This window comes from Paracoccus sp. KKT209 (assembly GCF_055635455.1).
Map to the genome: position 1 here is coordinate 210,507 of NZ_JBVMWB010000002.1, position 20,986 is coordinate 231,492.

At 69.2% G+C, this 20,986-nt stretch carries 10 protein-coding genes; 4 read left to right on the plus strand and 6 right to left on the minus strand.

Annotated elements, in window-relative coordinates:
• Positions 1-21 precede the first annotated feature (21 nt).
• Entirely contained in the window at positions 22-780 is a 759-nt protein-coding gene (locus ACZ2G3_RS17085; protein WP_470399212.1) for a WecB/TagA/CpsF family glycosyltransferase, read from the plus strand.
• 42 nt (positions 781-822) lie between these two features.
• Here the strand turns inward: ACZ2G3_RS17085 and ACZ2G3_RS17090 are convergent, their stop codons facing one another.
• Genes ACZ2G3_RS17090 through ACZ2G3_RS17115 form a run of 6 tightly spaced genes read right to left on the minus strand, consistent with a single transcriptional unit; the run spans position 823 to position 8,821 of the window.
• Entirely contained in the window at positions 823-2,154 is a 1,332-nt protein-coding gene (locus tag ACZ2G3_RS17090; RefSeq protein ID WP_419269441.1) for an oligosaccharide flippase family protein, read from the minus strand.
• Positions 2,154-3,071, minus strand: a complete 918-nt coding sequence (locus tag ACZ2G3_RS17095) for a hypothetical protein (protein ID WP_470399213.1) — start codon at positions 3,069-3,071, stop codon at positions 2,154-2,156. Before ACZ2G3_RS17095 ends, ACZ2G3_RS17090 begins: the two co-directional genes overlap by 1 nt.
• Entirely contained in the window at positions 3,062-3,868 is an 807-nt protein-coding gene (locus ACZ2G3_RS17100; RefSeq protein ID WP_470399215.1) for an SDR family oxidoreductase, read from the minus strand. The genes ACZ2G3_RS17095 and ACZ2G3_RS17100 overlap by 10 nt, the downstream gene beginning before the upstream one ends.
• Positions 3,865-5,442, minus strand: coding sequence for a GMC oxidoreductase (locus ACZ2G3_RS17105; RefSeq protein WP_470399217.1), 1,578 nt, complete (start codon positions 5,440-5,442; stop codon positions 3,865-3,867). The genes ACZ2G3_RS17100 and ACZ2G3_RS17105 overlap by 4 nt, the downstream gene beginning before the upstream one ends.
• Positions 5,439-7,421, minus strand: a complete 1,983-nt coding sequence (locus tag ACZ2G3_RS17110; RefSeq protein WP_470399219.1) for an acyltransferase family protein — start codon at positions 7,419-7,421, stop codon at positions 5,439-5,441. Before ACZ2G3_RS17110 ends, ACZ2G3_RS17105 begins: the two co-directional genes overlap by 4 nt.
• The gene (locus ACZ2G3_RS17115; RefSeq protein WP_470399220.1) at positions 7,418-8,821 is read right to left on the minus strand and encodes a hypothetical protein; all 1,404 of its coding nucleotides are present in this window, start codon (positions 8,819-8,821) and stop codon (positions 7,418-7,420) included. The genes ACZ2G3_RS17110 and ACZ2G3_RS17115 overlap by 4 nt, the downstream gene beginning before the upstream one ends.
• A gap of 179 nt (positions 8,822-9,000) precedes the next feature.
• Between ACZ2G3_RS17115 and ACZ2G3_RS17120 the strand changes: the two genes are divergently transcribed.
• The 3 genes from ACZ2G3_RS17120 to ACZ2G3_RS17130 are packed head-to-tail and all read left to right on the plus strand — an operon-like array spanning position 9,001 to position 20,970.
• On the plus strand, positions 9,001-15,351 hold the full coding sequence (locus ACZ2G3_RS17120) for a type I polyketide synthase (protein WP_470399222.1): 6,351 nt from the start codon (positions 9,001-9,003) through the stop codon (positions 15,349-15,351).
• A complete protein-coding gene (locus ACZ2G3_RS17125) occupies positions 15,348-16,334 on the plus strand; it encodes a glycosyltransferase family 2 protein (RefSeq protein ID WP_470399224.1) in 987 nt (328 codons plus the stop codon). Before ACZ2G3_RS17120 ends, ACZ2G3_RS17125 begins: the two co-directional genes overlap by 4 nt.
• Positions 16,321-20,970, plus strand: a complete 4,650-nt coding sequence (locus tag ACZ2G3_RS17130) for a MupA/Atu3671 family FMN-dependent luciferase-like monooxygenase (RefSeq protein ID WP_470399226.1) — start codon at positions 16,321-16,323, stop codon at positions 20,968-20,970. The genes ACZ2G3_RS17125 and ACZ2G3_RS17130 overlap by 14 nt, the downstream gene beginning before the upstream one ends.
• Positions 20,971-20,986 lie beyond the last annotated feature (16 nt).

The following is a 20,986-nucleotide window of genomic DNA, read 5'->3' on the forward strand; positions in this document are numbered from 1 at the left end:
GCGATATGAGGGACAGACGCAATGCAGTTCACCGTGGGCAAGGGGCGCGTCTCGCTGAACGTCCGGGACCAGGCCAGCCTGATGGCGATCATCGAGGACCGGCTGAGGCTGGGCCAAGGCTTTGCGCTGGCCACGATGAACGTCGATCACCTTGAAAAGCTGCAGTTCGACAAGGCGTTCCGGGCGGCCTATGCGGCGCATGACCTGGTGGTTGCGGATGGAAATCCCGTCGTCTGGCTTGCGCGGCTGGCCGGGCACCAGTTTTCGCTTGTGCCGGGATCGGACCTGGTTCAGCCGCTCTGTGCACTGGCCGCACGGCTGGACAAGCCCATCGCGATCATCGGCGGAAATCAGGAGGGCTGCGAAGAGGCCAGTCGTCGCCTGACCGCAGAGCATCCCGGCCTTCGGGTCGCGCTGGTGGCGGCGCCGGGGTTCCCCTTCGATCCCGAAGGCCCCGAGGCGGACGTCCTGATACGGCGGCTGGCGGGCAGCGGCGTCGCGCTGTGTCTGCTGGCACTCGGGGCGCCGCGACAAGAGATCTTTGCGGCGCGGGCCAGCCGCCACTGCCACGGGATGGGCTTTGCCTCGGTCGGCGCCGGCATCGACTTCATCGTCGGGCGTCAGAAGCGCGCCCCGCGGGTGATGCGTGCTGCCAAGTTGGAATGGCTGTGGCGGGCCGCGCTCAGCCCCAAGCGCTTGGGAATGCGCTATGTCAAGGGCGCGCTGATCCTGCCGGCCCATGCAGTTCGCGCGATCGCGCAACGCTCTCGGCAGGGATAGGCTATCGATACGCCAGGTCGGCGGCGTATCGATAGGCTTGCTTCAGCCCAGCAGCACCGCGGCCAGCGCCAGCCCCAGAAGCCCGTAGCCCAGATCGTGCCAAGCGTCCCATACCCCATGCCGACGCGCGAGGCGCACCAGCATCGGATAGGACAGCACCGCCGCCAGCGCCTGGCCGGCCAGCGCGCCGGGGATGCCAGCCTGCACCGCGCCCACCGTGAACAGCGTGAGGAACAGGATTGCCCGGACCAGGGTGACCCAGAAGAAGCCGCGTGAATCCCCGCGGGCCAGGGCGGCTTGGTCGTAGCTGAGACCGATCAGCGAGGGGATGCTGGCCAGCGCGATCAATGTGACCAGGGCGCCGGCCTCGCGGTAGCGGTCGTCGTAAAGCAGAGTCACCAGGTCATGGCCAAAGATGGCAAGCGCGGTCAGAAGCATCATGAACATGCCGGTCAGCGCGATGCGCACGATGCGGACCCGGTGGAGCTGGGCCGGACTGGGATCCTCGGCGGCCGAGCGATAGATCGGGATCATCATCCGCGAGATCACAGTCGTCCCCAGCATCAGCGGAAAGCTGGCCAGGAAGAACGCGATATTGTAGATGCCCAGCTGCGTCAGGGTCAGCAGGCGCGCCAGCACGGCCTTGTCGCCCTGCGAGATGACGAAACCCACCACGGTCGAGGGCATGATCCACTTGCCGAACCGGATCAGTTCAGCCGCGCAGTCGCGGTCCCACCGGAAGCTGTTGGCCGGACCCGGCATCAGCCGATGCACCATCGCCACCTTGACCAGCGCGCCGAGGATCAGACCGATGACCAGCGCCCAGGCCGAGCCCAGGAGGGCGGCCAGACCGATGGTCAGCGTCGTCGTGATGGCCGCGGTCGCAAGTTCGACCAGGGTCAGCCGGCCCATGCGCATGTGGCGGTTCGCGGTCTCGACCTTGGTGGGCAGCAGGCCGAAGATCAGCGCGGTGACGCCGGCGACCGGCAGAAACCACATCATCTCGGGGACGTCGTAGAAAAGCGCGGCGGGATAGGCCAGCACGCAGCAGCCCAGCCACAGGAAGACCCCGCGAATAGCCTGCATGGTGAAGGCCGTGTCGAGGAAGGTGCGGTCGTCGCCACGCTTGCTTTGCAGGATGGCCGGCGTGATGCCGACATCCGAAAAGTTGTTCAGACCCTGGATGATCACCATGATCAGCGTCATCAGGCCAAAGACCTCTGGGAACAGCAGGCGCGTGAGGATCAGGTTCGACACCAGCCGGATGGCCTGGATGCCGCCAAAGCTGAGCATGGTCAGCGCTGATCCCCGAAAGGCCCGGTGGACCAGCCCTTCGCCCGTCATCAGCAGGCCGATCCTGGCACGGGTGATCATCACTGCGCCTCGGCCTGCATGATGTCCCAGATCCGGTCGGCTGTCTGTTCATAGGCGGCCGCGAAGCGCGGGTCGATCGTGTCGGGCATCTCCAGCCCCGCCGGAGGACGCGCCCCGTAGAGCGAGACATAGGTGATCATCGCCGCCAGAAGATAGATCGTCTCGGTCCCATGGGGCGAGGTGTCGGAATAAAGCGCCTCGGGCGGGATGTCCGACAGCGGCTTTTCCGACAGCAGGCGGGCCATCACCCGCCCGGCCGGGATGAACTCGATCTGCGTCTCGCGCCGCAACGCCTTCAGTCGCGCCACGTAATCGTCGTACCAGGCCGCGTAACCGGCCTGAGCGTGCCGATAGTAACGCTGCAGCTGGCGATCCGAAGGGGGAAAGCTGTCGGTAAAGGGATTGAGGTCGGCCCAACCCTCGTAGATCATGAACCGCGCACCTTCGGTGTTCTGGCCGACCCAGTCCAGGACCGTCAGCGTGGCGCCAAGCGGCGTCGCCCGGTCGGGGTTGTCGCCCAGATAGGGGCGATCGGCGCGGTCATACTGGATGAAATTCTCCGGGTTCAGGATGACGGTGTCGAATTTCGCGCTGCTGAAGGGCTGCTCGGGGTTCCATGCGGGCTGAACCGTCCTGAAGGACCAGTTCGGGATCGGCGGCAGCTCGGTCGCGAAACTGCGCGGAAACCCCCAACGACCGTCGAGGGCAAGCTGGCGCCCATCCTGTCGCGCCATTGCCGCCAGCCAAAAGGGAACGGTCGTCTGGTCGGTGTCCGTCAGGTGATGGATCAGGCTGTTGCCAAAGACATAGACCCTTGCGCCGTCGCGTTCGGACAGGGCCTGGGCAAATGCAGGGGGCGCCTGGAACAGAAGGGTGATGGCGGCCAGCGCGCGCAGGAAACGTGATTTCACGAGCATGTATCTTGTCCTAAGACCGGGGTGTTCTGCGCCAGCATCCGCGGGCGGGGGGCAGGCTTCAGCAGCAGGGCATCCTTCAAGCGGTCGCGAAGCGAACGGTGGGGCAGCAATTCGCGGTCGCGCAGGAAGGTGGTTCCATGCAGCTCGGGTCGGTCATCCAGCGCCAGTTCCGCCCCCCAGGCCGCAGCGTGATCGGCGCAGATCCCGTCACGATAGCCGCTGCGGGTATGCATTATCCCGGGGATCCATTCGGACACCACGATATCGGGCATGCGCAGGGCGACTTCGGCCACCAGTGCGCGCGTGAAGGCGCGGGTGGCCGCCTTGGACACGGAATAGCCCAGGCTGCCGGGCAGGGGGGTCTCTCCCGCAAAGCTGGTGATGTTGACGATCCGGCCGCGGCCCCGCGCCACCATGAAGGGCAGGACGGCCGCGGTCATGTTGATCTGGCCGCAGCAGTTGATCTGCAGATGCGCGCAGGCATGTTCGGCCAGAGAATTCAGGAAATCGGCGCGTTCGTAGATGACCGCATTGTTCACCAGGATCGAGACGGGGCCCAGATCCTCTTCGGTGCGGGCGGCGATCTCGCGCATCAGGGCCGGGTCCGCCACGTCGCCGGGCCATGCCGTGAACAGGCCCTGCGCGCAGAGTTCAGTGGTGGCGGCCAAGGCCTCGGCGCGCCGGGCGATGCCCACCACATGGACGCCCCGTGAGGTCATCTGCCGTGCCAAGGCCCGCCCCAGCCCCTCGCTGGCGCCGGTGATCACGGCGACCTTCTTTCGCGGCGGTTCGGTCATGCAGGCCCGCGCAATCTGCGGCTCAGGACATCGCCCACGCGCAGGGCATTGGCCACGATCGTCAAACCCGGATTGACGCCCGTCGAACTGGGCATGAAGCTGGCATCGGCGACATAGAGGTTGTCGAGGTCGTGGGCCTTGCAATCCCGGTCCAGCACCCCGCGCGCCGGATCCACCGAGAACCGCAGGGTGCCGCAGGGATGGGCGACGTTCAGTTCAGGACTGTGGTTCAGCCACAGCGAGCGGACCCCCGACAGGCGCTGCTTCAGCAGCCGCCGAAAGCGCCTGCGGCGCTCCAGCAGGTCGGCGGACATCGTGTAATCATAGATGATCGTGTCGGGCCGCGCCGGGTCGTGCCGGACGCGATTGTCGTCGTCCGGCAAGTCCTCGAGGATGCCGGCAAAGACCCGTGCCTCGCCCAGCAGCCGGGCGGCCACCAGGGCGGGAATGCGCAGGAATTCCCGGCCGATGCCGATCCTGCGCAGCGGCGAGGCCTCATAGCGCTGTCGCAGGACGTAGAGGATGTTGCCGTAATCCGCAGGCAGGCCAAGCGACTGGAAGAGCCCCATCCTGTCCCGTTCGTGACGATAGAGATCGCGCATCGAAAAGGCCTTCAGGGGCCCGGGCGTGCTGCGCGGGGCGTTGCGCGGCGGCCAGATGGCGATGCGTTCGTTGATGTGGAACATCAGCCCGCGTCCCACCAGCCCGCTGGAATTGGCGCAACCCTGCGGCCAGGCCTCGCTGACCGATGCCAGAAGCAGCCGGGGCGACGACAGGCTGCCCGCCGCCAGAACATAGGCGCGCGCATGCAGCTTATGCCGTTCGCCCTGCCAGTCGATGCTGAGGCCGGTCACGCGGTCCCCATGCCCCTCCAGCGCGACGACCTCGGCACCTTCCAGCACGGTTGCATGGCCCGTCGCAAGCGCCGGCAGAACACCGGCCGAGCGGCCGTCCATCTTGCAGTCGCGGGGACATTTGCGTCCAATGCATTCCATGCAGCCCTCCAACTGCCGGATGCCCAGATGCGCGCGGTAAGGGTGCAGCCCCGCCTCCGCCAAGGCCTGCCCGAGCGCCTCGTCCCGTGGGGCGAGCGGCAAAGGGGGCGACAAGGGCGCCATCTGGCCGCTCAACGGGTCTTGGGTGCCGTTGACGGCCATGATCTGCCGGGCGCGGTCGTACCAGGGCGCGAATTCGTCATATCCGACCGGCCAGCCGCCGGTGGGATGAGGCATGTCGGCCACAGGTTCGAAATCGTGACGCTCCGGCTGCTCCAGTGCCGCCGCATAGAAGGCCGAGGTTCCGCCCAGCCCCACGCCCTGCGCACCCCAGCCCACCGCTGTTGCCCCGTCCACCTTCGCCTCGACGGGCTGGGGCCAGCAGCCGAACATCTGCCGGGCGAAGGGATCGGTGTGGCCGCAGTCCTGGTTGTTCTGGGCCATACGCGGGGTCGCGGGACCCTTTTCCACGAACAGGACGGACAAGCCCGCTTCGGCAAGGACGCGCCCGCAGACGCCGCCGCCCAGGCCGGCGCCGACGATGATGACATCCCAGGTCTTGTCCGGAAAGTTGTTCACGTGCCCTCGGCGCCCTCTTGTGCGAAAACAGGAGCAAAGACCTGGCGCAGGCGCATGGCTCCCTCGTTGGTGATGTGGTTGTTGTCGAAATAGACCGTGCGTCCTTCCTGCATGACGGTGCAAAAACCATCGTGGCAAGTCAGGGGCCAGGGGTCAATCAGCACCACCCTGTCTTTTCGAGCTGCTGCGGCGAAAGGTGCCAGGCCCCGTGCCTCGCGCTGCAGGGCGCGGTCCATCGGCACCTGCATCCGCGCCTCCGGCACCGTCTCGCCACGCGCCAGCGCGCGGGCCACGGGCAGCGCGCCGTAATCCGGCACTTCGGGGACCTGGCGCAGGGCATGGACCCGGCTTCCCATCTCGACAAGCACATCCAGCGTCTGCTGGACGGCAACAGGCCAGGCGGGGGTCACCTCAATGAGGTTGCGGGCATCGGCACCCACGCCGCCACCTTCGGCATAATAGCTCCAGCGTCCCACCAGCAGGACGCGGTCAAAAGGCGCGGCGCGCAGGGCCGCCTCGATCTGACGGTTGGCGCGGCTGCATTCGGCATCCTGCGCGCGGGTGGCGGCGCTCTCACGTTTCTCGATGCCGAACAGCGGCGGGCAGCCCGCGCGCCAGATCAGCAGTGCCGGTGTCCCGGCCTCATGCGCGGCCAAGTCCAGTCCCTCCTTGAAGGCGCGCATGTGGGAATCGCCCCAGACCAGAACACGCGGTTGACCTTCGGAACCGATCGGGCAGATCTCGATCCCCGCGAAGGGCCCGTCGCTTGGGGTGTCGCAGCGGGACCAGTCCTGGATGAAGTCCTGCGCCGCCTCGGCATGGATCAGGACCTGCGACGGCCAGCGGCCGGGCAGGCCGTCGCGCAGGAAGGGCCAGGTTCCCAGGCCCAGCAGCAGCAGCGTGCTGACCGCAACCCCCCCCACCAGGGGACGGCCCGGCAGGCGGCCCGGATCGCGCGCCGGCTGCTCGATCAGGCGCCAGCTGAGATAGGCCAGGAGGACCGACAGCAGGATCAGGCCCGCGTTCACCAGCGCCCCGCGATCGGGGCCCAGGGCAAAACCCGCGAGGCTGCGGATCGGCCAATGCCAGAGGTAGAGCGAATAGGAGATCAGGCCGATGCCCCGCACCGGGCCAGAGGCCAGCAAGCGATTGACCGGGTTGGCGGCCTGTCCGTGCCAGATCAGCAGCAGCGTGCCGATGACCGGCATCAGTGCCCAGGGCCCCGGAAAGCCGGAGGCCGGATCGATCAGCACCATCCCCGCCACGATCAGGGCCAGTCCCGATGCCGAACCCGCCCATCCGCGCCGCGGCCCTGCCCGGTCATGCGACCAGATCGCCAGCAGGACGCCGGCCAGCAACTCCCACGCGCGGAAGGGGAACAGGAAGAAGGCAGCGGTCTGGTCGCTTTCGGTCAGCCGCAGGCACATCGCCAAGGACAGGACGGTGCCCCCCAGCAGCAGCCAGAAGGCCAGTCGCGGGCGCCGGGCGCAGAGCAGAAGCAGCAGGGGCAGGACGACGTAGAACTGCTCCTCCAGTGACAGCGACCACATGTGCAGCAGCGGCTTTTCCTCGGCCATGCTGTCGAAATAGCCGGAGCCGCGCCAGAAATGGACATTGGCCAGGAACAGGGTCGAGGCGATCAGCGACTTGCCGAATTCGCGAAAGTCGTAGGGCAGCAGGATCATCCAGCCTGCGGCGAAGACGGCGATTGCCATCGCTGTCCAGGCGGGAGCAAGCCGGCGGAAGCGGCGCAGGTAGAACTGCCCGAGGGCCACGCGCCCGGTGGCCATGTATTCCCGCCACAGGATCGAGCCGATCAGATAGCCTGACAAGACGAAGAAGACATCCACGCCCGTGAAGCCGCCGGGCAGGGCAGGCAGGTCGAAATGATAGAGCACGACACCGGCAACCGCGATGGCGCGCATGCCGTCGATCTCGGGCCGGTAAGACCCGTGCCGGGGGATCAGGGGCGCGCTCATCCGATGACGGTCCTCATCGGAGGATGTCGCAGGGCGGCGGGTTCGGCCTGGGGTTGATCCGTAGGGCTTGACAGGCCACGCGCCGCCAGCCCGGCCAAGGCGCCGACACTGAGCCAGGTCAGCGGCGTGACGGTCGCGTTGGGGATCAGGTCGACCAGGCTTGCAGCCATGATCAGCGACAGCCCCGCCGTCCCGCGGTCCACCGGCCGGTGCCGCGCGACCAGCCAGAGCCGGATCACCGAGCCGCAGAGCAGCCCGAAGGTCGCGACATAGCCCATGATGCCGCCAAGCGTCATCATCACGATCCAGTAGCCGTCACTGACGCTGGTGAAGCGGCCCGAGATCGGGTCCACCTCCAGGTTGCGGCCCCACCCGCCCCAGCCCGCGAGGGGCTTTCGCGAGGCGCGTTCCAGCAGGATTTCCTCGTTGTTGAAGCGGAACTCCAGTGACCGGCCCCGTTCGGGGTCGATGGAGCCCGCCAGGTCCTTGACCGCCTCGGTCGGGAAGACGCCGGTCCATTGGGCCAGCGGATAGAGCAAGACGGCCACCGCAAGGATCCCCGCCAGCCTGACCTGCAGCCGGGTCTGCGTCAGCAGGATGATGGGGACCAGCAGCATGGCATAGATGATCGATGCGGCGCTCTTGCACAGGACCAGCACGACCAGCAGGTAGAACAGGATGCCCATCTGGCGGATCCGCGCCGGGCGCGGGGTCTCGCGCAGAGCCACCGCCGCGGACAGGACCGCCATGACCGCAAAGATCGCCACCCACAGCCCGTGTTCCAGAAAGACCATCGGGCGGAACCCGCCATAGCGGATCGACTGGCTGAAGTCATGGGCGAAGAACCCGTAGATCCAGACGTTCAGCTGCGGGCTGAGACGGACTTCCAGCAGCATCGGCAGGGAATAGGCCAATCCGGCGATCATCAGGGACAGCATCCAGCTGCGCACGCCCTCGGTCGAGGCCATCACCTGATATCCCAGAAAGAACGGCAGCAGCATCAGCGCGGTCCCGATCGTGCCGTTCAGGGCATCGAACAAGCCCAGGCCGGGGCGATAGGTATTGCCCTCGATCAGCGGCTCGGGATTGGTGGCCATGGTGACGGCGGGGGTGAGGATCGCGACAACCGCAAGCGCCATCACCCAGCCTTCGGGGCGGCGCCAGGCCAGGTCCAGCCGGTCGCGCATCACCAACGCCCCGACCAGTGCGCAGAGGGCGGGGATCGAGTTCTTGTCCACGGGCGGCAGCAGCGGCAGGTCGATCCCCACCACAGGCGGCAGCAGCAGATAACCGGCCAGCAGGGTCCAGATGATCGCCCGGCGCGGGCTCAGCCTGGCGAACAGCACCGCTGCAACGGCCGGCCAGGCAGCCAACATGATCAGCGTCAGACTGTTACCCAAGACGACCCCCAGCTACAGTCCGAGACATACGTCGATCGACGGTAGGAATCCACAGGATTTAGCGTAAATTCCCATGCATCCTCGATGCAGCTTTGCTAATCGTTCAATTGTAGGTTCCAGATTGTGCAACGCCCTGTCGGCCTCGCGGGGGTTGCCAAGTTCATTCAAGGGAGGCGGCCGTGACTGCTGCGCCAGCCAATACTCGGGATATTGCCATCGTCGGTTTCGGGTTGGACCTGCCCGGGGCCAGGGACCCGGAACAATATTGGGCCAACCTTCGCGACGGGATCGAATCGATCACCCGCCTGACCCCTGACGAACTGCGCGCCGCCGGCGAAACCGAAGCGCGCATCAACCACCCCGACTATGTTCCGGTGGCGGCGCGGCTGGACGGCTTTGACCATTTCGATGCCGAGTTCTTCGGCCTCAGCCCCAAGGATGCGGCGGTCATGGACCCGCAGCACCGCAAGTTCCTGGAAACCTGCTGGCATGCGCTGGAACATGCCGGGCACCGGCCGGACAGCCTGGGGGCGGTCGGGATCTGGGCCGGCTGCGGGATGGGGACCTATTTCTCGGTCAACATCTGCTCGAACCGGGACCTGGTCGAGGAGACCGGGATGTTCCTGCTGCGCCATACCGGCAACGACAAGGATTTCCTGGCCACGCGCGTCAGCCATATCTTCGACCTCCGGGGGCCGAGCGTGTCGGTGCAGACCGCCTGTTCGACCTCGCTGGTGGCGGTCCACGCGGCCTGCCAGGCGCTGAATGCCGGCGACTGCGACGCGGCCTTGGCCGGCGGCGTCACGATCGAGCTGCCGCATGGCCGCGGCTATGTCTTCAAACCCAACGAGATCCTGTCGCCCGACGGGCACTGCCGGGCCTTCGACCATCGCAGCGAAGGCACGGTCTTCGGCAGTGGGGCGGCCGTGGTGGTGCTGCGCCGGCTGGAGGACGCGATCGCAGATGGCGACCATATCTGGGGGGTGATCCGGGGCAGCGCCATCAACAACGATGGTTCGGCCAAGGCGGGATACCTGGCACCTTCGGTCGAAGGGCAGGCCGCAGCCATCGCCGAGGCGCATCTGATCGCCGGTGTGGACGCCTCGACCATCGACTATGTCGAATGCCACGGCACCGGCACCCGGCTTGGCGACCCGATCGAGGTTGCCGCCCTGACCGAGGCCTTTGCCCTGGGGCAGGGCGGGGGGCGCACGGGCATCGGCTCGGTCAAGACGAATATCGGCCATACCGACACGGCGGCCGGCACCGCCGGCCTGATCAAGGTCGCGCTGTCGCTTCACCACAAGGAAATTCCGCCCAGCCTGGGCTTCGAGGCGCCGAACCCGGTGATCGATTTCGAAGGGACGCCGTTCCATGTCGTGGCCCGTCGCAGCCCTTGGCCCAGCCATCCGGATCGGCCGGCACGGGCCGCCGTGAACTCCTTGGGAGTGGGCGGCACCAATGCCCATGCGGTCATCGAGGCGGCGCCGCCGCGCCCCGCCGCAGAGCCCTCGGACTGGCCCGTGCAGCCGCTGGTCATCTCGGGGCGCAGCCGCGCGGCGCTGGATGCCAATTCGGCGGCGCTCGCCGCCTGGCTGCGGCATCATCCCGACGCCGATCTTGCCGATGTCGGCTTTACCCTGCAGCAGGGGCGCAAGCTCTTTGACAAGCGGCGCGTGCTGGTCGCCGCGACGGCGACCGAGGCTGCCGACCTGCTGGAAAAGGGCGACACGCGCCGCGTTTTCAACCATGAACGCCCCGCGGCCACGCCGAAGCTGGCCTTCCTGTTCCCCGGCGGCGGTGCGCAGTCAATCCACATGGCCCGCGGGCTGTATGAAACCGAGCCGGTGTTCCGCGACTGGATGGAGCGCGGGCTGGCCGTGCTGGAACGCCTGACCGGGCGCGACCCCCGCGCCGTCTGGTTGCCTGAACCCGCCGAGGCACAGGCCGCGACCGAGGCGCTGAACCGTCCCTCGGTCCAGCTGCCGCTGATCATGATCGTCGAATATGCCCTGGCGCAGCTGTGGATCAGCTGGGGCGCCGCGCCGCAGGCCGTCGCGGGCCATTCGATGGGCGAGAACACCGCCGCCTGCCTTGCCGGGGTCATGAGCTTCGAGGACTGCATCGCGCTGGTCGAACTGCGCGGCCGGCTGTTCGACCGCATCGCGCCGGGCGGGATGCTCAGCGTGCCCCTGCCTGCCGAGGAACTGATGGCCGAGGCCGGGACCGGTCTGGACCTGGCCGCCGAAAACGCGCCGGGCCTGTCGGTCGCCTCGGGTCCGACGGATCTGATCGACGCGCTGCAGGCCAAGCTGGTCGCCCGCGGCATCGACTGCCAGCGCATCGCCATCGACATCGCGGCCCATTCCCGGATGCTGGAGCCGATCCTGCCCGAGTTCGAGGCCTTCCTGCGCGGCATCCGCCTGTCGCCGCCGCAAATCCCGATCCTGTCGAACCGGACCGGCACCTGGATGACCGACGCGCAGGCGACCGACCCGCGCTATTGGGTGGACCACCTGCGCCATCATGTCGACTTCCGCGGCTGCATCGCTACACTGCGCGAGGACCCCGCCCGGCTGTTCGTCGAGGTCGGGCCGGGCCGGGCCATGTCGGCCTTGGCGCAGGCCAATGGCGCCGCGCCCGACCGTGTCGTCAACACGCTGCGCCACCCCGAGCAGGCGATCGAGGATGACGCCTATTTCCTGATGGCCTTCGCCCGCCTGTCGGCGGCCGGGGTGCCGCTGGACTGGTCCCCGATCTGGGGCGAAGGCCGCCGCCGCGTGCCGCTGCCGGGCTACGTGTTCCAAAGCCGCCGCTATTTCATCGAACCCGCTTCGGGCGCGGCCGCGGCGACAGCCAATGACGACGCGCCGCTGCGTCTGCCCGACCCGATGGGCTGGGCTTGGCGCCCGTCGTGGCGGCTCTCTGCGCCCGACGTCGAGCTGGATCACCAGGGGCGGCCGCAGGGCCCGCAGTCGCGCTTTCTGATCCTGGCCGATGACGGCGGGCTGGCCGACCGGGTGGGCGCGCGTCTGCGCGAGGCGGGGCACGAGGTGATCTGGCTGCGGCCGGGGGACTGCTTTGCCCAGACCGCCCCGGACGCCTTCATCGTCGCGCCCGAAAACGGTGCGGCCGATTTCGAACTGCTGGTGGCGGCGCTGGTGGCGCAGAACCGGCTGCCGCAGCGCATCGTCAGCTTCTGGCTGGTGCCTGACGCGGCGCGCGAGGGTGCGCGCGCAGGCTTCAGCCCCTTCCATCGGCACCTGGAGCAGGGCTTCAACACGGTGCTGCACCTGATCCGGGCCTTGGCCAACGAAGGCGGCGGACAGGAGGTCGATCTGGTGGCCGTCACCTCGGGCGCGGCGCGGGTCGGCGCCGAGCGCGTGCAGGCGCCCGAGAAGGCGATGATCCTGGGGCCGCTGGCCGTCGGGATGCGGGAATTTCCCTGGCTGGCCGCACGCAGCATCGATCTGCCGCCGGCGGGTGATCCTGCCGCGCTGACGGACCGGCTGGTCGAGGACCTGATGGACCCCGCGCCGCCCGCCCGCGCGGCCTGGCGCGATGGGCGCAGGCTGGCCCGGCACCTGGTGCCCGCGCCGCTTCCGCAGCCGGATGACATGCCGGCCTTCGGGCCGGATCGGACGGTGCTGATCACCGGCGGCCTGGGCGGCATCGCCCTGACGCTGGCCCGCCACATCACCGGGCAGGGGGCGGCGGTGGCCCTGCTCACCCGCCGCCCCCTGCCCCCCGAGGCGGAGTGGGAGGCCCGCATCGCCGCCGATCCCGACCATCGCCAGTCGCGCCAGATGGCGGCACTGCGGTCGCTGCGCGCGGGTGGCGCAAAGGTTTCGCTCGCCACGGCCGATGTGACCGACGCCGATGCGCTGGCGCAGGCGCTGGACCAAGTGCGCCGCGAACTGGGACCGATCACGGACCTGATCCACGCCGCCGGCACGGTGGACGACGCCCCGATGCTGGCCAAGTCCAGTGCCGAGATCGAGGATGTCCTGGCCCCCAAGGTGCACGGCACCCGCAACCTGGCGATGGTCCTGGCGGATCGACCCGTTCAGCGGACGGTGCTGTTCTCCTCCACCTCGACCGAGATCGCGGCCACGGGGCAGGTCGATTATGTCGCGGCCAATGAATACCTGAACGCGGTGGCCGGGGCGGGCATCCCCGCCTTTGGCCAGGTCGTCGCCGTCAACTGGGGCATCTGGGCCCAGATCGGCATGGCGGCCGAGGCCCTGTCGGGCCGCCGCGACGATCCCGCGCCGGAACTGGTCAGCCAGCCTCTGCTGGCTGCGCGCTTGCACGAGCCGGGGGTCGAGCGGTTCACGGGGCGGCTGCGGTCGTCGGACTGGATCATCGCCGAACATCGCACCCGCGACGGGCTGGCCCTGTTGCCGGGGACCGGGACGATCGAACTGGCCGCCGAGGCGCTGGAAGCCGCAGGTCGCCGGGCACCCTGGGCGCTGCGGGACCTGACCTTCATGGACCCGCTGACGGTCGAGGACGGGGCCGAGCGTGAGTTCACCGTGACCCTGACCCAGGGCGAAGATGATACAGGCTTCCGGCTGGAGGCCGATTTCGGCGCGGGACCCGTCCCCGTGGCCGAGGGGCGGATCGCTTCGGCCGACCGGGCGCGGCCGGTTCTGGACCTGCAGCGGCTGCGCGACAGCCTGCCCGTCGATCAGGCGCCGACCGGGCATGCCCTGGAATCCGCGCAAGAGGTGCAGATGGCCTTTGGCCCGCGCTGGCGGGTCCTGCGCGCGACATGGCTTTCGCGCGATCCGGCCTGTCGCGAAGGCTTGGCGGAACTGCACCTGCCCGATAGCGCCCTTTCCGATCTGGACCAGGGGTTCCTGCTGCATCCGGCGCTGATGGACATCGCGACGGGTTGGGCCATGGCGCTGATCCGGGGCTATGACCGCGCCCAGCTGTGGGTGCCCCTGTCCTATCGGGCCCTGACGATGCATGCGCCGCTGCCGCCCCGGGTTGCCAGCCATGTGCGGCTGAGCCATGATTCCGACGGCTATGCCAGCTTTGACGTGACGCTGACCGATCCGCAGGGCGTGGTGCTGGTCGAGGTCGAGGGACTGACCCTGCGGCGGCTGACCGCCGCCCCGGCGGTCCAGCTGACCGCGCGTCCGCCCGTGCCCCGGCCGGTGCAGCGGCCCGGCCAGGAGCGTCTGGCGCAGATGGTGTCCCAGGGGATTCCCCCCGATCAGGGTGGCAGGCTGCTGGACCTGGCGCTGCGGGCCGGGCTGCCCCAGATCGCGATTTCCAGCCTGGACCTGCCCCAGCTGATCACCCAGGAAACCCGCAGTAGCCGCGCGCGAGAGGCGGGCGCCAGCACCAGTTTCGAACGCCCCGAGCTGGACAGCGACTTCGTCGAGCCCCGCACGGACCTGGAACGCAGCCTTGCCGGCTTCTTCCGCGAGCTTCTGGGCGTGCAGCAGGTGGGGGTCGAGGACGGGTTCTTCGACCTGGGCGGCCACTCGCTGATCGCCGTGCGGCTGTTCGGGATGATCCGCAAGGCCTATGGTCTGGACCTGCCCCTGGCGACCCTGTTCGAGGCGCCCAATGTGGCGGCGCTGGCCGCGCTGATTGAAACGCGGATCGGGCCGCGTCCCGAGGGTCTAGCCACGACATCGGCGGCGGCCACAGCGCCTGCCGCGGACAAGGGCTTCACGCACCTGGTCCCGATGAGCCAGGGCGCCGCCGGGGGCGGCACGCCCCTCTTCATCGTGGCGGGCATGTTCGGCAACGTGCTGAACCTGCGCGCCCTGGCGCAGCGCCTGTCGCCTGACCGGCCGGTCTGGGGCCTGCAGGCCCGCGGCCTGTTCGGAGAGGCTGTGCCGCACGAGACCCTGGCCGAGGCCGCCGCGAGCTGCATCGAGGAAATCCGCCAGATCCAGCCCACCGGGCCCTACATGGTCGCAGGCTTTTCGGGCGGCGGACTGACCGCGCTGGAGATCGCCCGGCAGCTGGAAGAGGGCGGCGACAGCATCGCGCGGCTGGTCATGCTGGACACGCCGATCCCGATGCGGCCGACGCTCAGCCGGCGCGACCGGCTGATGATCCGCCTGGCCGAGATCAGGGAAGAGGGTCCGGGCTTTGCGACCCGCTGGCTGCGGGAACGGCTGGCCTATGAACGCGCCCGCCGCCTGGCGGCACCGCAGGCCGAGGCGACCGGCTTTCACAACGCCGCCATCCACGCCGCCTTCCTGAGTGCCCTGCCGCGCTACGAGATGCGTCTGTGGGAGGGGCCCGCGACGCTCTATCGACCGCGGCTGGACCGGCGGTTCAAGGTGTCGAACGGGAGGCATGTCAGCTCGGCCCGCGAATATGTTTTCGAGGACAACCTCTGGACGCCCTGGATGCCCGACCTGACCGTGGTCGAGGTGCCGGGGGACCACGATTCGATGGTGCTGGAACCCTGCGTGCGGGTTCTGGCGGATCGGATGCGCCAGGAACTGGCCGCCGCGGATCGTGCGCAGCAGGCCAATGTGCAGCGGGCCGCACAATGAGCGGGGATTCGGTGCATGTGATCATCCTCAACTGGCGCAGCGCACAGATGTCGCTGCGTTCGGCCGAGGCTGCGGTGGCGGCGATGGAAGGGATTGAGGGCGTCATCTCGCTGGTCGACAACGACTCGGCCGATGGCAGCTTCGAGATCATGCGCGAGGCGGCCGAGGCGCATGGATGGACGGCGGGCGGCCGGCTGCGGGTGCTGCAATCGGGCCACAACGGCGGGTTCGGCGCTGGCAATAACGCCGCGTTGCGCGTCCCGCTGGCAAAGCCGGCCGATTTCGTGCTGATCGTCAATTCCGACGCCTTCCTGGAGCCCGACACCGTGCGGCGGATGCGCGATCACATGCAGGCCAATCCCGGCATCGGGCTTCTGGGCTGCCGCGTAGTGGGCGAGGATGGCGGCCACCACTGCACGCATTTCCAGTTCCCCGGCCTCGCCAGCGAACTGGAGGATGCAGCCCGGACCGGACCCATCACCCGCCTGCTGTCGCGGCATGTGGTGACCCTGCCGATGCCGGACAGCGCGGCGCCGGTGGGTTGGGTCGCGGGGGCCGCGCTGATGCTGCGGGCCGAGGTCCTGACGCAGATCGGCGGCTTCGACGAGGCGTTCTTCCTGTATTTCGAAGAGACGGACCTGTGCCTGCGCGCGGCGCGGGCGGGCTGGCCCACGCATTACCTGCCTGATGCCCGGATCGTGCATATCGGCTCGGTCAGCACGGGCATGAAGGACTGGTCGCTGCCACCCGACTACTGGTTCGCCTCGCGCGAACATTACTATCGCCGGAACCACGGCCGCGCCTATGCCCTTCTGGCGGTTACGGCGCATGTGGCGGGCCTGGCGGTCCGGCGGCTGCGCGCCTTGGGCCGCCCCGATCCCACCTTCCCGCGGGGGCAGACGCGCGCCCTGCTGCGCCATGCGCTGTCACCCAACCGTCCCCGACAGATCTATCGACCGGAGAACCCCCGTGAACCAGCTTGAATTCGCTCTGATCGGCAATGCCTCTCTTGCGCTGGAGGCGGCGCGGATCCTGACGGGTCGCGGTCATGTGCTGCGGTCCTTCACGGTCGAGGACGCTGGACTGGCCGAGGCGGCGCGCGCCCAGGGTCTGCCGGTGGGGCCGGTCGTGGCCTGCGACTACCTGCTCAGCGTGGCCAACCTGGCGGTGATCCCCGAGCAGGTCCTGGCGCTGGCACGGCGGGGCGCGGTGAACTTTCACGACGGCCCGCTGCCCGACCGGGCCGGCCTGAACGCCCCGGTCTGGGCCCTGCTGGACGGAGAGACCGCCCATGCCATCACCTGGCACCGCATCGGCGGCGGCGTCGACGAGGGTCCGGTGCTGCTGCGCGTCCAGGTCGAGGTGGCGCCCGACGACACCGCCCTGACCCTGAACGCCCGATGCTGGGAAGCGGCGCTGCAGAGCCTGCCCGAGCTGATCGACATGCTGGAGCGGGGCGACGGCCAGGGCCAGCCCCAGCCTCATGCCCCGCTGCGGCGGCACATGCGCATCGACCGCCCTGTTGGCGGCGCTGTCTTGGATTTCTCAGGCGAGGCGCAGGACCAGGCGCGGCTTGTCCGGGCGCTGGACCACGGGCCTTACTGGAACCCGATGCTGCGCCCGCGGCTGCAATTGCCGGATGGCCCGATGCTGGTGGGCGGCGCCAGCCCTGCCGCCCGGCCCGAAGGCACGGCGGCGGCTGTTCCGGGCGAGGTTCTGGAGGCACGCCCGGACGACCTGCTGGTGGCCACCGCCGATGGTGGCGCGCTGGCCCTGTCCGGCCTGGCGGGCATGGACGGCCAGCCCCGGCCCCATGGCCTGTCCAAGGGCGACCGGCTGCCGGCAGGTCCGGCGCCCACCGAACTGGACGACGCCCTCCGCGCCGCCGCGCGGGATGAGCCCTTCTGGCGCCGCCGTATGGCCCGTCTGGCGCCGGTCGTCCTGCCGGAGGCTGTGGCGACCGATGCCGCACCCGACTGGCAGGAGGCGCGGCTGGTGCTGCCGCAGGCGCCTGGCGCCGGCCGGGTGCTGGCCGCTGTGGTCGGGGCCTTGGCACGCATGACCGGCTCAACCTCGTTCGACCTCGGGCTTTGCCCGCCTCTGCCCGCGATGCTGCGCGGACATATGCTGGGCTTCCGCCCGCTTGCCGTCGAGACCGAGGACGAAACCCTGGCCTCGATCGCTGCGACGCTGGAGCGCGACCTGTCGGATCTTGAGCGTCGCGGGCCGGTGCAGGCCGACCTGATCGCCCGCGCGCCCGAACTGGGACGTCCGGGCACGCCGGGCCTGGTGCTGGCAGGCTCGCCGGGTGACGCGCCGCAAGGCGCGGCCATCTGCCTGGCGCTGCCCGACAACCCGCAATCCCAGGTGCAGGTCTGGTGGGATCGCGCCCGACTGCCCGAGGCCGCCTGGCGCGCGCTGGCCGACGTGGCCGAGGCCCTGGCGGCGGCCGATCCATCGCTGCCGCTGGACCGGGCGCCAACCTTGCGCCCCGGCCAGGGCCCGAAGGTCGCCTGCAACGGCGACACGGTGGGTCCGGATGGCCCGGCGACAATAGAGCAGGCCTTTGCCGCGCAGGTGGCCCGGAACCCGCAGGCCGAGGCGTTGATCTTCCGCGACGAAAAGCTCAGCTATGCCGAGCTGGACCAACGCGCCACGCGGCTTGCGCGGCAATTGGCGGCCCTGGGGGTCGGGCCGGGCGTTTCGGTCGGCCTGTTCGCACCGCGCGGGCTGGGGCTTGTGGTCGGGGCGCTGGCCATCCTCAAGGCCGGCGGCGCCTACGTGCCGCTGGACCCCGAATACCCGGCCGAGCGGCTGACGCATTACATCGCCGACAGCGGCGCCCTCGTCGTGCTGGCCGATCCCGCGATCGTCACGCGCCTGCCGTCACATGCCGCGCGCGTCCTGACGCTGGACGCGACCGGTCCCGAGGCCGAGCCGCGCGACGCGCAGGGCAGCGATCTGGCCTATCTGATCTACACCTCGGGTTCGACCGGAACGCCCAAGGGCGTCATGGTCGAGCATCGCAATGTCATCAACTTCTTCCACGGGATGGACCACTCCATCGATGCGGAGGACCCGGGCACGTGGCTGGCGGTCACCAGCCTCTCCTTCGACATCTCGGTGCTGGAGATATTCTGGACCCTGACGCGGGGCTGGCGCGTGGTCATCTCGGGCGATCTGCTGGGGGTGGCCCCCGAGGCTGGCACCGGGACACGGCGCGGCACCCAGATGTCGCTCTATTACTGGGGCAACGATGACGGGGCCGGCCCGCGCAAGTACGAGCTGCTGCTGGAAGGCGCGCGCTTTGCCGACCGGAACGGCTTTGTCGCGGTCTGGACACCCGAGCGTCACTTTCACGCCTTTGGCGGGCCTTACCCCAACCCCTCGGTCACCGGCGCCGCGGTGGCGGCGGTGACCGGCAATATCGGCGTGCGCGCGGGGTCCTGTGTCGCACCGCTGCACCATACCGCCCGCATCGCCGAGGAATGGGCGGTCATTGACAACCTGACGAACGGCCGGGCGGGCATCGCCATCGCCTCGGGCTGGCAGCCCGACGATTTCATCCTGCAGCCGCAGAACACACCGCCCGCCAACAAGCCCGCGATGCTGCGCTGCATCGAGGACCTGCGCCGGCTGTGGCGCGGCGAGGCGGTCGAATTCCCGCGCGCCGACGGCACGCCCTTTGCGGTCGTGACGCAACCGCGGCCGGTGTCGGCCGAACTGCCGATCTGGGTGACGACGGCGGGCAATCCCGAGACCTGGCGCGAAGCCGGCCGGATCGGCGCCAATGTCCTGACCCATCTTCTGGGCCAGAGCATCGACGACATCGCGTCGCGCATCACGGAATACCACGCGGCACTGCGCGCGGCGGGGCATGACCCGGCGAGGTTCACCGTGACGCTGATGCTGCACAGCTTCCTGGCCGATACGCGCGCCGCCTCGATGGAAGTGGCCCGGGGCCCGATGAAGGATTACCTGCGCGCCGCCGCCGCACTGGTCAAGCAATATGCCTGGGCCTTCCCGGCCTTCAAGAAACCCGCGGGCATCAGCGACCCTATGGCCATCGACCTGTCGGGCCTGTCCGAGGACGAGATGGAGGGCATCCTGGAATTCGCCTTCCTGCGCTATTTCAACGACAGCGGGCTTTTCGGCACGGTGGATGAGGCCGAGGCGCGGATCGCGGCGCTGCGCCAGATCGGCGTGACCGAGATCGCCTGCCTGATCGACTATGGCATCCCGCCCGCGCAGGTTCTGGACAGCCTGTCGCACCTGGCCGTGCTGCATGACCGGGTGAACCCGGTCGTGGCCGAGGATGCCGACTATGGCATCGCGGCCCAGATCCGGCGGCACGGCGTCACGCATCTGCAGGCGACGCCCTCGATGGCGCGACTGTTGCTGGAGGATGGCGCGTCGCGCGAGGCGATGTCGCAGCTGAAGCTGATCGCACTTGGCGGCGAGGCGCTGAGCCCCGGCCTGCTGGCCGATCTGCGGGCGGCCAGCGGCGCGCGCATCCTGAACATGTACGGGCCGACCGAAACAACCATCTGGTCAGCGGTCGCGGACCTGGGTACCCAGGCTTACGAGGTCTGGCTGGGCGACCCCATCGCCGCAACCAGCCTGCATCTGCGCGATCCGGGCGGCCAGCCCGTCGCGGACGGCGTGGCCGGAGAGTTGTGGATCGGCGGCGCCGGGGTCACGCGCGGCTACTGGAACCGCCAGGCCCAGACCGATGCGGCATTCCCGCAGACGCCCGACGGGCGGCTTTACCGGACCGGCGACCTCTGCCGGCGCGACAGCAGGGGGCAGCTGCGCTTCCTAGGCCGCGTCGATCAGCAGGTCAAGCTGCGCGGCTACCGGATCGAGCTGGGCGAGATCGAGACCCGGCTGGCCCGCCTGCCGGGCGTCCGAGAGGTCGCGGTGGTGGCTCAGAGCAGCGGAGAAAGTGAGCGTCAGCTAATCGGATACGTCACGGGAGACGCCGGTCTGGACCCGGCGGGGCTGCGCCAGACGCTGTCCCGGGATCTGCCGGATTTCATGGTGCCGCTGCAGATCCACGTCCTGCAAGAAATGCCGCTGACGCCAAACCGCAAGATCGACCGCAAGTCCCTGGCGTCGTCCGGGGCGGTCGCCCCCGCGCGCCCTGCCGTCGCGCATGCGGCGACGGTGCCGGCGCCCACTGTCGCCGCAACGGCATCGCCCGCAGGCGCGCCGCAACAGGCTGACACCGGCACGGGCAATGCCGATCTGGAGGCCCGCATCGGGCGCGTGATGGCGACGATCCTGGGTCTGCCCGAGGTCCAGGGCGACGACAACTTCTTCCAACTGGGCGGGCATTCGCTGCTGGCGGTTCAGCTGCACCGGACGATCCGGGACGAGCTGGGCATCACCCGCAGTTCGATCACCGACATCTTCCGCTTTCCGGTGCTGCGGGATCTGGCAGCGCATCTGGATCGGTCGGGCACCAAGGCGGCAGCGCCGCAAGCGCCGACTGTTCCGTTGGGCGCACCCGTCGCGGCTGCGCCAGCGGAACCCGCGGCGCCGCCTGCGGCGAATGACCTGATGGCGGCGCGCCGGGCCTTGCGGGCGCGGATCCGCCCGCAGGGATCCGGCGGGTGACCGTTCACCCGACTTG